A 12431-nucleotide genomic window follows, 5' to 3' on the forward strand; every position below is an offset into this window, starting at 1 on the left:
AATTTTATGTCCGAAGCTATTGATTACTATGCCCTGCGCGAAGCGCCGGTGCGCAATATCGTTCCGGTGCCGGCGCGTGGCCTGATTGAAATCAGTAACGTGAGCAAGTTTTTCGGCAAGCACAAGGCACTGGACGACGTAAGCCTGACGCTCCAGCCGGGCACGGTCACGGTGATCCTCGGGCCGTCCGGCTCGGGCAAATCCACCCTGCTGCGCGCCATCAACCACCTGGAGCGGGTCGATGAAGGCTTTATCCGCATCGACGGCGACTACGTCGGCTACCGGCGTAAAGGCGACAAACTGTACGAACTGAAAGAGAACGCCATTCTCAGGCAGCGCATCAACGTCGGCTACGTATTTCAGAATTTCAATCTGTTCCCGCATCTGACCGTGCTGGAGAACATCATTGAAGCGCCGGTGGTACATGGGATCTACTCACGGGCTCAGGCTAAAGAGGTGGCTTATCAGCTGCTGGATACCGTCGGCCTGCGCCACAAGGCCGACGCCTATCCGCGCCACCTGTCCGGCGGCCAGCAGCAGCGTATCGCCATTGCACGTGCGTTGGCGTTGAACCCGAAGGTCATTTTATTCGATGAGCCCACTTCGGCGCTCGATCCTGAGCTGGTCGGCGAAGTGCTGGACGTGATCAAGGGGCTGGCGGATCTGGGCGTAACGCTGGTGGTGGTCACCCATGAGATTGGTTTTGCGCGTGAAGCGGCGGATCAGATCGTGTTTATGGTCGACGGACAGATCGTCGAGCAGGGTAACGCCCGGCAGGTACTGAACCATCCGCAGCACCATCGCACCATTAACTTCCTCAACAAAGTACTGTGACTTACGGGGCGCAACCGCGCCCCGCCCGATGAGCTTATCCCTCCGCGAAGCGGCGTTTCTCCGCAGCGAAATCCAGCGGCTTGATGCCGCGCTGATTGCGATCCTGCTCGGTCAGCAACGCCGGCGGAATAAACCAGGTCACTTCAAATAACAACCCGTCAGGATCGTGTCCATAGATGCTCTTGTGCACGCCGTGATCCTCCTCCAGCCCGAGAATGCCACGCTGCGCCAGCTGCTCGCGAATGCGTTCGAGTTCATCCAGGCTATCGACTTCCCACGCCAGATGGTACAGCCCGGCCGGTGGTTCGTTTTCCGCCGGCGGTTCACCCTTGGCACGAAACACCCCGGCCCGCTGCTGCCCGAGATTTTTGCTGAACAGCGCCAGATCGTGATCGTTATCCGAATCGGCCGCCTGGGTAAACACCGCTTTGTCGGGGCTGCCCGAAGGTTTTAGCTTAAACCCCAGCACCTGATGATAAAAATTCGCGCTTTGCTGCACATCGCTGACATACAACACCGCGTGGTTAAGCCGTTTAATTCCCATCGATTTTCCCTTTCCGCATTGAATACAGTCAGCTTGAAAATAGCATGTGGCCGGAAACCCGCTAAATGCCGTTATCGCATTATCAAAACCGGAGAGCCTAACCTGTCACTGCAAGGCATTCCGCGCTATCATATCCCCGTCGCCTTTCAAGCCGCAGCCTGTTGTCTGCAACTTGAAATTCATAGGGGATAAATATTGTATTGAACGAATTAACGAGAATGATGATGAACGGCAAGATAACGACTTTTTTTGAAGACAAAGGCTTCGGCTTTATTACCGATGAGAACGGGGAAAATCGTTATTTTCACGTGATTAAAGTGCAAAACCCGGAGCTGATTAAGAAAAATGCGGCGGTGACCTTCGAGCCGACCAACAACACCAAAGGCCCTTCGGCGTATGCGGTCAAGGTGCTGGCGGCAAGCAAATACATCATCATCGCCAACGAAAGAATCAAGATCGCCAGCATCAAGTCCTTCAACACTTTCACCAAAGAAGTGCCGGTAAAAGCGGACGTCGACAAAGAAAATACCGTGCTCTCGGTGGGCCTGCTGATGAACCGCATCCGTCCGCAGTCCGAAGAAGCGCCACAAACCATGCAGACGCTGCGCATGCTGACCATCACCACTTTCCAGAACGCGACCCATACCTTCTCCGAACAGGAGATCGACATGGATGAAACGCTGAAAGTGCTGAAAAGCCTCTAATCACCACCTAACTCCTATACCCTATGAATTTCGAGTCGCAGCCAACAACGCTGCGGCTTGAAAGGCGACGGGTATAAAACTATCGAAGCAATTTGATATCACCTATGTTAGCGTGGGTTTTCACCTGACACAGGCCGTGCTATATGACTGATTCCAGCAGCGTCAAAGGCTTTATCAACCGCTCCACCGACATCGCCTGCCCCAAATGCGCCTACGTCACCAGCCAAAAATGCGCGACGCTACGGCAAAACGTTATGCTGATTTGCCCAAACTGCGGTACCCGATTTGAGCCCAGGCAGAACTGAAGCCTTTATCTGAACATGATGTGCTCAACGCTGTTGCCACTCACCACGTTAAACGACTCTACGCGATTGCGCCCCTGCGATTTGGCGCGATAAAGCGCAATGTCCGCCATATTCATCAGCTGTTCCAGCGACTTCACTTCATTCATTGCCAGGCTGGCGACGCCTACGCTGATGGTGATTTTGAGCGGCGTTTTGCCGCCGGGATACAGATCGGTTTTTTGCACCAACTGCCGCAGATGCTCCGCCAAAGCCACCCCCTGCGCCGCCAGCGCACGCGGTAGCATAATCGCGAACTCTTCCCCGCCGAGGCGGCCAAACAGCTGATCGTGGCGCAGTTCACGCCGGACGATGTGGGCGAAGGAAGCCAATACCTGATCGCCCACTACGTGGCCGTGAGTGTCGTTAATCAGCTTGAAATGGTCGATATCAATCAACAGCAGCGACACTGCCTCTTTCGATTTATATTTGTGCTCCAGCAACTCGCCGGCCTTTCGCGTCAGCGCGCTGCGCGCCAGTACCCCGGTCAGGAAATCGTGATTGGCACTGTGCTCCAGCCGGCGCATCAGCTTGCGGTTAACGGCTATCGAACTGGCGAGGATCAGCGGCCCCATTACCAGCATGGCGATCCCTAATCGGGCGGACATCAGGGTATCGAGAAATGCGTTGTGGTTGTTCGGCGTTTCATACAGCATCAGGTTGGCGGAGATGCTGCTGATTTCGGTCATGCCGGTCAACAGCGTCAGCAAGGTCACGGTGAACAACTGGTAGCGGACCGCACACCACAGCAATGCCGGGATCGGGAAGGCAATCGCCCCCGGGCCGCCGATGTACACGCTGAAGATCAGGGAAAACAACAGCGCCAACAGCGGCATGCCGGCCCGCAGCGGCCAGTTGATCGGCATGCGCAGCAGTTGCTTCAGCCGCGGCGCCGCCAGAAACACCGGCAACAGCAGCAGGTTAGTGGAGAACTGTTCACTGAACCACGCCAGCCAGGCGGTGATCACCGTATTATTGTACAGGCTGTCATTGCGCAGGATCGACAGGGTCGATGCCACCGCCGCGCCACTCAGGCTGGCGGTAAACATATAGAGTATCGCCTGCGGTTTGCCCATTCTGCGTTGCGACTGCGGTAACAGCAGCATCACGCCGTAACCGGTGGCGATCAGCGACATATTGCAGGCATTCAACCACATCGCCAAAGGCAGCGCTTCGCCGGTCGTCAAATCGGCGGCAATCATGCCAAGGTAGGTGGTTAGCCAGCCCAGCGGCGTGGCATAGGCGGGTTTGCGCAACAGCAGGCCGAGTAAAATCGCATTCACCGGCCAAAACAGGGAAAGGGATCCAATAGGACGAGTAAATATACCCAGCAAGGAAAGCAAAAACGCCAGCAGAAAAAGAGTGATCAGCTGGAGAGTAACAGGCAGGCCATGTCTGGCATTTATTCTGGCGTTCATCACCTTACCCATACATTCATAATAACCAGAGCAATTGTCTGCATATTCCCTCGCCCGGCGTGATAAGGAGGACAAAACACCCGTTTTCAACCAGTAAATACAGATGAATCAAAAAAAGAGACATTCATTTTTATTTAGCAGAATGTTCTTAACACCACGGCCCATCAGCACAACTCCGTGTGAAACGCATTCACACCGATCCGCAGAATAATGTTCAACGATATCTAACAGCATAGCCTAAGCCACCGCGGATCCGCACAAACATAAAGACCATATAAATAAAATGGGTATTTACATTTACCCTATTGTACCGCCGATTATTTTCCAGCAAGTCACCCGGAAGCGCAATTAGAACCGGAAACATAAAAAAAGCCCGCAGAACGGGCTCGCTTGAAGAGCAGCAAATTGACAGTTACGACACAGCCATTGCATGTCTGTGCTGCTGTTCATGATATCGACTGAAGCTTAAGCGGACCTTAGTGACAAAAAACCCGGTCTAGGAACCGGGAATATTTGTACGAAATGCAGTGTTAGCCCAAGCAGGCTAATAACACTTCGCAGTATACACGCCAAATGTGCAGAAAAAATGAACGAAGCCTTCCTTCCGCCGGACGTGGTGGGGAGCAGGATCACGCCAATTTGGCGGCAATGCTCGCGACGCGCTGACCATACAATTTGGCGGTTTCCAAATCCCCCGACAGCATTTCATCTACGCCGGCATCGGCAGGCGTCTGTACCAGCAGGCCGACAGAACCGCCCAAATTGTTCACATCGGTACGCTGCGCCGCTTTGCTGTTGGCCGGCGGCAACCCCAGACTGACCCACAGGCCGCCGTGCTGTGAAGCCAGCGTTTGCAGGGCAATCAGCGTAACCTGCTTGTCGCCGTTCAGGCTGGCGCTGTTGGTGAAACCGCCGAACACCTTGTCCTGCCATTTGCGCGTGAACCAGGCTTTTGAGCTGGCATCGGCAAATTTCTTGAACTGCCACGACGGACCGCCCATATAGGTCGGCGAACCAAAGATGATGGCGTCGGCCTCATCCAGTTTCTGCCAGGCTTCCTCGCTGATGTTGCCGTCTTGATCGATAGCGATCAGCTCGGCTTCTGCGCCTTCGGCAACAATGTTCGCCAAACGCTCGGTGTGGCCGTAGCCGGAATGAAAAATCACCACTGTCTTCGCCATAAGGAACTCCCGGGTAGTTGCATCGGGGTGCCGGCGGCACCCATAAATACTCTGATCCAATCTACTCAAGCGGCCACAGGGTGAATACCCAATTTATCTGACGGAGTTATTCAAAAAAACCGGGTGGTATTTATGCGCCGCTCCCTTGCGCGCCCTGTTGCCGGGTGAAATCAATAAACGCGCGCAGCGGGCGCGGCATTTGTCGGTTGGCGGGGTAGTAAAGATAAAAACCGGGAAAAGGCGGTGTCCAGGCATCCAACAGCGGCACCAGCCGGCCTTCTGCCAGCGCGGCGGCCACCTGATGCTCAAACAGGTAGGCGATGCCCACGCCGTCCAGCGCCGCCCGCACCAGGATCTCCGGTTCGTCGACGATCACCGGCCCTTCCACCGCGATATCCAGCGTTTCACCGTCGCGCTCAAACTCCCAGCGGTAAAGATTGCCATTGGTTGGCCAGCGAAAATTCAGGCAAAGGTGTTGGCGCAGCTCGCGCGGCGCCTGCGGTTGGCCATGACGATCCAGATACGCCGGGGAGGCGACTACCCGCATCCGCAGATCTCCGCCAAGCTTGATCGCCACCATGTCCTTTTCCAGCTTCTCGTGCAGGCGCACGCCGGCATCGAAACCGCCGGCGACAATGTCCACCAGCCGGTCTTCCACGTTGAGATCGAGAAGGATATCCGGGTACTGCCGATGAAACGGTGCGATCAAGGGTGCCAGATAATGCATGGCGGCGATCCGCGTAATATTAAGACGCAAACGCCCGGTGGGCTGCTGGCGTTGGTTGACCGCCTGCTCCACCGCCGCATCGATTTCGGCGATAGCCGGCAACAGGCGCGCCAACATCTGCGCCCCGGCGTCGGTGGGTGCCACGCTGCGGGTGGTGCGGTTCAGCAGCCGCAACCCCAGGCGGCTTTCCAGATTGCGCAGCGTCTGGCTCAGCGCTGAAGCGGTCATGCCCAGGTGCACTGCGGCGCGGGCGAAGCTGCCGTGTTCGACAATGGCGGCAAAAGCGCGCAGTTCTGCAAATTCACTTCCTCTCATTATGCATCCATCGCTTATTAATTCATGAAGATTATAGCGTATTCCGTGAACAGCCCGCCGGGTCTATCTTGAAATCCACATCAACAGGAGAATACCCATGAACACATCCTTATCGCTGGACAGTTACCGCCTGCTGGGCCGCTCCGGCCTGCGCGTCTCGCCGCTGGCGCTCGGCACCATGACCTTCGGTGCCGACTGGGGCTGGGGAGCGGAACAGGCCGAAGCTCGCCGCCTGTTCGACACCTATGTCGATCGCGGCGGCAACTTTATCGATACCGCCAACCGCTATACCGAAGGCAGCGCCGAACGCTTTGTCGGCGAATTCGCCACCGGGCGCCGCGATCGTCTGGTGATCGCCACCAAATACACTTTGCCGATGCAGCCCGATAACCCGAACTCCGGCGGCAATCACCGCAAAAGCATGGTGCGATCGGTGGAGGATAGCCTGCGGCGGCTGAACACCGACTATATCGACCTGCTGTATTTGCACGCCTGGGACTACACCACCCCGGTGGAAGAAATCATGCGCGCGATGGACGATCTGGTGCGCGCCGGCAAGGTGCTGTACCTGGCGGTATCGGATCTCCCGGCCTGGCAGGCATCCAGAATGCAGATGCTGGCGGATTTGCGCGGCTGGTCGCCACTGATCGGCCTGCAGATCGAATACAGCCTGCTGGAGCGCACGGTGGAGCGTGAATTGATCCCGATGGCGCAAGAGTTGGGGTTGGGCGTGATCCCCTGGTCACCGCTCGCGGGCGGTGTGTTGAGCGGCAAATACCGGCGGCAGGATCTGCACCCCGAGGGGAATGAAGCGGGTACCCGCCGCGAGGTCGTGCGCACCAAAGGAACGCTGACCGCCCACAACCTCGACATTGCCGATGCCGTGGGCGATATCGCCCGCGAAGCCGGTTACACGCCCGCCCAGGTGGCGCTGGCCTGGACGCTGCGCAATCCGGCGGTAACCGCGCCGATTATCGGCGCACGCACGCTGACGCAACTGGATGATAACCTCGGCGCGCTGGCGGTCGGGCTGGCGGAAGATCGGTGGCAACGGCTGGATGCACTTAGCGCGATTGAATTGGGCTTCCCGCATGATTTTCTGACGCTGTCGACCACCCGCGACATCATGTCCGGCGGCCTGAATATCGCCGGGCGCAGATAAAAAAAATCCCGCACGAGGCGGGATAAACTTAACAGGGATGGGGTAATACACTACAGGGACTAACACACAACATCATCGGGTAGAACTACCTTACCAATCCCTATGTATAGAACTGTCATTCCTGCGTAAGGTTGCTCCGGCAGATGTAACGCCGGATGGAAATGTGACATGTTGACCGTGGCGCCGACGCTCAGGGATGGGCATAACGCCTTACCTATCTCACACAACAGATTAATAAATAATCGATTCAGGGCTATTGAAAGCGCCGGGTGGTATACTGATAGCCCCTACATCTACCCGGTGAAAGATATGTCTATCTTTGATGCCCTTAAGATGTTCAGCGCCACATCCGTAAAAGTGACCTGCCCAAAATGCGCTTACGCCTCCGAACAAAGCAGCAGCAAGGTGCGCAAAAATATCACCATGATCTGCCCTAAATGCGGGCACTATTTCCGCCCTGGAGAAGAAAAGTAACGCCTCCCGTCAATGCGCCAACTCTGTGGTGTAGTTGGCGGCTAGCCAACGGTAGCCGCTGCCCTCGGCCTTCACATGCCCCAGCCTGGGGAATGAAATATGGGCCGCGGCCACCCAGTCCCCTTCACGCGCAACCTGCGCCAGAATGCGCTCGCGCGTTTGCACCGCCTGTTGCTAGTCCTGGTTGGAAAAAGAATTACGGCCTGAAACGCAGTGAACTCCCGCTCGAGATCCCACCTTTCGAAGTAGCAATGCTGTGGCACCACAAACGCAATCAGGATCCGGCCTTATTGTGGCTATTGGAAGTGGTGCGGGAGATTACCCGCCACACCGATTCAACGGAGTAGTTTGCCTGATTATTCAGAATGATTATTTTGACGATTTAACAACGAGGATTATTGTTCCTCTGGAATATGCAACCAGCCATTAATCAGCGTACAACTCTGGCCACCAATCCATGGCTCATCGTGAATAAAACGAACGCTAACCCGTCCTTCCCGATGTAGTTGGGTACCTTGTCGAACCTGATACCCCTGTGCCGTCAAGCCACCGTCGGGGAAGTTATTGGCCTTCAACCAACGGGCCAGGCATGCATTGGCACTGCCGGTCACAGGATCCTCAACCAACTTATCCCATTCGACCAGAAACGCTCGCATTTCGTAATCTGCCGGACCACCAGATGAATAGGCGCCATAAATCACCACGCCATCAACATGACAAGCCATTTGCAGCTTTTTAATCATGGCTTGATCCGGCGTCATCGTCAGGCAGGACTGAGCGTTTGGCATACGTACCATAAGCCAGCGAATGCCCATGTCGGCAATCACCGGCATCCTGTCCGTTTCAATGACCGCAGGCTGAAAAGCAGCCATGAGCCGTTCCCTTTCCTCAACGGCCAGCGTTCGAAACGTTACCTCAGGTGCGGCAAACGCCAGTGTTTCGTCAGGCAAGATATTGACCGCAACCAGACCAACCCCGCATTCTTGCATAACAACCCCCGGCTGTTTGGTCACCAATCCGGCTTCCAATAATGCATGGGCCGTACCCAATGTCGGATGTCCGGCAAAGGGCAACTCTTTTTCGGGGGTAAAAATGCGCACCTGATAATCTGCAACCGGATTAGTCGGTTTGAAAACAAACGTCGTTTCCGAAAGGTTGGTCCAACGAGCTAATGAAAGCATCTGCATTTCATTCAACCCTTCCGCCTCCAGGATCACCGCCAAGGGATTCCCCTGCAAGGGCGAGGTGGTAAATACATCCACCTGTTTGTAGGCGCGTGGTATCACATTATCTCTTCTGAACATTTGCCGTAATCCGCTATATACAAGGCTTGATGATAGCTCTATTCAATGAATTACATCAATTTGTCAGCCTGTAGCTATTACATACTCCTAGCTTTTCACCCTATGTCAGTAAGAATAATTTTGCCCGCAGCATTCTCATCGGCCCTTCGACTTGAAATCCCCGTAAGCAGGATAAGCGTCAACCGCTGCTATTTAGCGGAGCCCGATAGCCATTATTTCTCGCTATCGGGCAAATCATCCCGCCCCGGCAAGAATAGCGCCGGTTAAGGTTGAAGCGGAGCCAAATGCGCCAGCACCAGGTCTATGCCCTCCCCCGGGCGGCGCAACGGGTTATGCCCCAGCCCCTGGGTTTTCACCAGACAGGCGGCAGGCCAGGCTTGGGCCAGGCATTCAGCTTCAACCTCCAGGACGATATCGTCGGCGCTGTCGTGGATGATTAACGCCGGTTGCTCAATCTGCCGCAACCCTTCATAGGCGTTAAAACGCTGCCAAACGGCCTCCCCGATACCGAAATAACGCTCAATGTAGCCCCGTAAACGTTGCTGCTGGCGCGCAGGCAAATTGAGGATAGAAGCATACTTGGTCACCAGGCCGCTAAAGTGCGTGGGCGCGCCGACAATCACCAAGGCTTTGGTACGCAGCCCCGCTTTCACCGCATTGATCGCCGACAGGCCGCCGAAGGAGTGGGCCACGATCGCGTCAAACCCGCCCTCTTGCCGTTCCAGTTGCTGAATGATTTCAATGAATTCGACGATGCTGCTCTGGTCACCTTCCGCATCCCCGTGTGCAGGCGCGTCAAAACCGATAACCTGGAAACCGCGTTCCACCAGCACCTGGATCAAACGCGCGAAATGCGATGCCCGCGACTCCCAACCGTGCGCCAACAGTACCTTTGGCCCCTGTTGCCCCCAGTGATAGACCACCGCTTGCTTATCGTTGCTCAGGGTGATGTAAGTAACGCTGCTCGCCATCCCCATCGTCTGTTTATCGCTTTCACGCGTTGGGACGCGACGTGGGGTGAAAAAACGTTTGCCAAGGTAGGCGGCCGTGGGGCCAGGCACCACAAGATCCATCAACCGAATACCCATTTTAATGCAGGATACGGCCGGTGAACGCATATAAGCCGGCCCACGATACTGCCGGTAGGCTTGTTCGATAAGTTGGTCAAAGTGTTCACTCATTGTACTCTCCAGAATGGCGGGTAACGTTAGATTTGCGCGGGCGCATCTTGCGCCGCTTGGCGTTTATCGAGCTGCCGAATAAGGGCCCTTTCCGCATCCGTTGCGACATGCCGATCCCAATACGCCAGTTTTGCTTCCATGCGTTTAAACCACAGTGGCGGTACCAGCGCATACAGGATATGCGCCACGTAGCCATGGTCGATCCCCACCGCATAACTGTGCGTTTGCAGCTTCCAGAATTCCCGACGTGGGTTCGTATGGTGATCCGAGTGGCGCGTCAGATTCAACAGGCCGGCAGAAGAAGCCTGATTGTTGCAATCCCAGCTGTGTCTTGGCTCAACGCGGGTGTTGGGAACCCGGATTAAACCGTAATGCTGGATATAGTTGACGGTTTCAAACAAGAACTTGGAGACCAGCATGGCCACCAGACAAGCGAGTAATCCACGCCCCCCCGCCGCCGCATAACAGGCGGCCAGGATCATCAAGCTCATGATGACGCCGCGAATCACCCTATTGCCCAGCGTAATACTCCGTTTGCCCTGGCCTTTTAGCCGTTGCTGTTCCACCTGCCACGACTCGCGGTACTGCGACAGCGACGAGCGGATAAAGAAACGGTAAACATGTTCGCCACGGCGTGCCGTAGCCCCATCGGCATACGTCGCCACATTGGGGTGATGCGAGTACACGTGGGAGATGGAAAACTGCGCGTCCGCAACCAATGCCAGTAACCAGCGCCCAACGGTCATCGCCAACAGGCTCTGGGTTTTGTGGATAAGCTCATGAGCCACCACAGTGTTGGTGCTCAGCGTATAACCGGTGGAGACGGCGGCCAGCAGCAATTCTGGCGTCCGCATACCGTGCAAAGCCGGCACATCCCACCCCGTCGCCGCCGAGATCCAGGCCCCAGCCCCCAACAAATCGCCCGGCGCCGCCTGCCAGATCAACGTAAACAACGCCAGCAAGGCGGCAGGCAGTTGCAGATAGGGGATCAACGCCAAAAAAGCGGTTAGCCGATAGTGGTGATCGGCAGTATCTACTTTGGTCAGGTTATCGAAGATCAAATAACTCAAGGATACGCACAGCATGGCGGCCACTATCCACCCGCCACCGAGCAAATTGGCCACCGCAGTCATGGGCAAAAACACCAGTGGCACCAAGGCAAACCTTAGGTAACTCAACATACTAACTCCTTATTATTCGATATTTTTTGCTCGGCACCGGCGGGAGAAAAACAGTCTGTTTGAATATGCTGCGCCATCACCCCGGATGCCGGCAGCCCCCGTTGGCACGCCTGCGCCAACCCCGGGTTACCGCAGATCAACACCCGCCAGCCGTGAGCCTCCAACCCGTACTTTTGATGCGGGTAGAGACTGCGCCACGCCTCCAGCCAGGATGTGAAGCGCCCGGCAAGCTCGTGCGCGTGCCCTTCGCTTTCTTGCGATAGCGCATGCAGGTAATGGAAGCCCTGATGTTGTTGCTGCAACCGCTGCAGTTCGGCAACGTCGAACTTGTCCTGCCGCTTGCGAATGGCATGCACCAGCATCACAGCCCGGTAGGGATTACGCGCCAGGGCCGCTCGAACCAGCCCCAGCGTGGTCCCTAAACCTGAACCGCTGGCTATGGCCAGCAAGGGCCCTTTCCCGTCATCCGCTTGCCCAAACTGCCCGCTGCCGCCAGAAAGCCACAGGGTGCGCCCGATGTTGTTCCGATCGCATAAAAAGGGAGAGAGGCGTCCCTGCTCTCTCAGCGTGACATCCACGACAATCTCCCGCGCGCTACTGGACCAGCTCACCGAATAACTGCGGACATCCGTGTCCGGCTGGTGGCAAAGCTGGAAAAACTGCCCAGGCAGGAAGGGCATGGCCTGCTCGGGCGACAAAGTGATCCGCCATACCGAAGCTGACAGAGGGGTCGCCTGCTTTATCTGAGCTGGCACCCAATGCGTCGCTACGGTAGCCGGCATCAGGGTTAAATCCGATTGGGGCAGGCACTGGCAAGCCAACACATGGCCTGCCGCAATTTCTTCGGCACTGAGCAAGTAGCCGAGATCCACCAGCGAACGCACTTCACCGCTGACCACCCGACACAGACAGGATTTGCAAGACCCCACCTGGCAGTTGTAAGGCAACGCCACGCCGGCTTTCAGGGCGCTTTCCAGCACCGTTTCCCCCGCAGCCAAGGTGAACGTTTGCCCCTCCAGCATCCCCTGGAAGGTGCTGCGGCGTGAGAACCATCTCTTCAGCATG

The 12431-nt window shown here is 56.2% G+C and carries 13 protein-coding genes and 1 pseudogene; 5 read left to right on the forward strand and 9 right to left on the reverse strand.

Annotation, left to right across the window (positions count from 1 at the left end):
* Positions 1–6: 6 nt before the first annotated feature.
* A complete protein-coding gene (locus tag D4100_RS08810) occupies positions 7–834 on the forward strand; it encodes an amino acid ABC transporter ATP-binding protein (RefSeq protein WP_006319862.1) in 828 nt (275 codons plus the stop codon).
* Positions 835–868: 34 nt separating this feature from the next.
* Here D4100_RS08810 and D4100_RS08815 read toward each other — a convergent pair whose 3' ends face one another.
* Positions 869–1378, reverse strand: coding sequence for a VOC family protein (locus tag D4100_RS08815; protein ID WP_006319861.1), 510 nt, complete (start codon positions 1376–1378; stop codon positions 869–871).
* Positions 1379–1602: 224 nt separating this feature from the next.
* Here D4100_RS08815 and D4100_RS08820 point away from each other — a divergent pair, with 224 nt between their 5' ends.
* Both D4100_RS08820 and D4100_RS25775 read left to right on the forward strand, forming a co-directional pair.
* Positions 1603–2082, forward strand: a complete 480-nt coding sequence (locus D4100_RS08820) for a cold-shock protein (RefSeq protein ID WP_043912731.1) — start codon at positions 1603–1605, stop codon at positions 2080–2082.
* A 143-nt stretch (positions 2083–2225) separates the two neighbouring features.
* A complete protein-coding gene (locus D4100_RS25775; RefSeq protein WP_167669652.1) occupies positions 2226–2387 on the forward strand; it encodes a YnfU family zinc-binding protein in 162 nt (53 codons plus the stop codon).
* A 5-nt stretch (positions 2388–2392) separates the two neighbouring features.
* Here D4100_RS25775 and D4100_RS08825 read toward each other — a convergent pair whose 3' ends face one another.
* From D4100_RS08825 to D4100_RS08835, 3 genes are all read right to left on the reverse strand, one after another.
* Positions 2393–3841: a GGDEF domain-containing protein gene (locus D4100_RS08825; RefSeq protein ID WP_043912729.1), complete on the reverse strand. Its 1449-nt coding sequence runs from the start codon at positions 3839–3841 to the stop codon at positions 2393–2395.
* Between the two features lie 629 nt (positions 3842–4470).
* The gene (locus D4100_RS08830; RefSeq protein WP_004949530.1) at positions 4471–5022 is read right to left on the reverse strand and encodes a flavodoxin family protein; all 552 of its coding nucleotides are present in this window, start codon (positions 5020–5022) and stop codon (positions 4471–4473) included.
* Between the two features lie 130 nt (positions 5023–5152).
* Complete coding sequence (locus D4100_RS08835) at positions 5153–6064, reverse strand: LysR family transcriptional regulator (protein ID WP_119804064.1); 912 nt, start codon at positions 6062–6064, stop codon at positions 5153–5155.
* A gap of 97 nt (positions 6065–6161) precedes the next feature.
* Between D4100_RS08835 and D4100_RS08840 the strand changes: the two genes are divergently transcribed.
* Both D4100_RS08840 and D4100_RS25975 read left to right on the forward strand, forming a co-directional pair.
* The gene (locus D4100_RS08840; RefSeq protein ID WP_006319857.1) at positions 6162–7226 is read left to right on the forward strand and encodes an aldo/keto reductase; all 1065 of its coding nucleotides are present in this window, start codon (positions 6162–6164) and stop codon (positions 7224–7226) included.
* 168 nt (positions 7227–7394) lie between these two features.
* On the forward strand, positions 7395–7700 hold the full coding sequence (locus tag D4100_RS25975) for a YnfU family zinc-binding protein (protein WP_006319856.1): 306 nt from the start codon (positions 7395–7397) through the stop codon (positions 7698–7700).
* Between the two features lie 9 nt (positions 7701–7709).
* Here the strand turns inward: D4100_RS25975 and D4100_RS08850 are convergent.
* The 5 genes and pseudogenes from D4100_RS08850 to D4100_RS08875 form a co-directional block, all read right to left on the reverse strand.
* A pseudogene (locus D4100_RS08850) lies at positions 7710–7874 on the reverse strand (MBL fold metallo-hydrolase); the annotation flags it as partial.
* A gap of 221 nt (positions 7875–8095) precedes the next feature.
* Positions 8096–9004, reverse strand: a complete 909-nt coding sequence (locus tag D4100_RS08860; protein WP_119804065.1) for a PhzF family phenazine biosynthesis protein — start codon at positions 9002–9004, stop codon at positions 8096–8098.
* A 263-nt stretch (positions 9005–9267) separates the two neighbouring features.
* Positions 9268–10185, reverse strand: a complete 918-nt coding sequence (locus D4100_RS08865; RefSeq protein ID WP_119804066.1) for an alpha/beta fold hydrolase — start codon at positions 10183–10185, stop codon at positions 9268–9270.
* 26 nt (positions 10186–10211) lie between these two features.
* Positions 10212–11366, reverse strand: a complete 1155-nt coding sequence (locus D4100_RS08870; RefSeq protein WP_119804067.1) for an alkane 1-monooxygenase — start codon at positions 11364–11366, stop codon at positions 10212–10214.
* Positions 11360–12430, reverse strand: coding sequence for a 2Fe-2S iron-sulfur cluster-binding protein (locus D4100_RS08875; protein WP_119804068.1), 1071 nt, complete (start codon positions 12428–12430; stop codon positions 11360–11362). Before D4100_RS08875 ends, D4100_RS08870 begins: the two co-directional genes overlap by 7 nt.
* Between the last annotated feature and the right edge of the window lies 1 nt (position 12431).

This window comes from Serratia inhibens (assembly GCF_003591175.1).
Lineage (GTDB): Bacteria > Pseudomonadota > Gammaproteobacteria > Enterobacterales > Enterobacteriaceae > Serratia > Serratia inhibens.

Coding starts and splice junctions, on each gene's coding strand:
- D4100_RS08825 (WP_043912729.1), bottom strand. CDS start 3,841: ATGAACGCCAGAATAAATGCCAGACATGGCCTGCCTGTTACTCTCCAG.
- D4100_RS08860 (WP_119804065.1), bottom strand. CDS start 9,004: ATGTTCAGAAGAGATAATGTGATACCACGCGCCTACAAACAGGTGGAT.
- D4100_RS25775 (WP_167669652.1), top strand. CDS start 2,226: ATGACTGATTCCAGCAGCGTCAAAGGCTTTATCAACCGCTCCACCGAC.
- D4100_RS08840 (WP_006319857.1), top strand. CDS start 6,162: ATGAACACATCCTTATCGCTGGACAGTTACCGCCTGCTGGGCCGCTCC.
- D4100_RS25975 (WP_006319856.1), top strand. CDS start 7,395: ATGTTGACCGTGGCGCCGACGCTCAGGGATGGGCATAACGCCTTACCT.
- D4100_RS08810 (WP_006319862.1), top strand. CDS start 7: ATGTCCGAAGCTATTGATTACTATGCCCTGCGCGAAGCGCCGGTGCGC.
- D4100_RS08820 (WP_043912731.1), top strand. CDS start 1,603: ATGAACGGCAAGATAACGACTTTTTTTGAAGACAAAGGCTTCGGCTTT.
- D4100_RS08870 (WP_119804067.1), bottom strand. CDS start 11,366: ATGTTGAGTTACCTAAGGTTTGCCTTGGTGCCACTGGTGTTTTTGCCC.
- D4100_RS08835 (WP_119804064.1), bottom strand. CDS start 6,064: ATGAGAGGAAGTGAATTTGCAGAACTGCGCGCTTTTGCCGCCATTGTC.
- D4100_RS08875 (WP_119804068.1), bottom strand. CDS start 12,430: ATGCTGAAGAGATGGTTCTCACGCCGCAGCACCTTCCAGGGGATGCTG.
- D4100_RS08815 (WP_006319861.1), bottom strand. CDS start 1,378: ATGGGAATTAAACGGCTTAACCACGCGGTGTTGTATGTCAGCGATGTG.
- D4100_RS08830 (WP_004949530.1), bottom strand. CDS start 5,022: ATGGCGAAGACAGTGGTGATTTTTCATTCCGGCTACGGCCACACCGAG.
- D4100_RS08865 (WP_119804066.1), bottom strand. CDS start 10,185: ATGAGTGAACACTTTGACCAACTTATCGAACAAGCCTACCGGCAGTAT.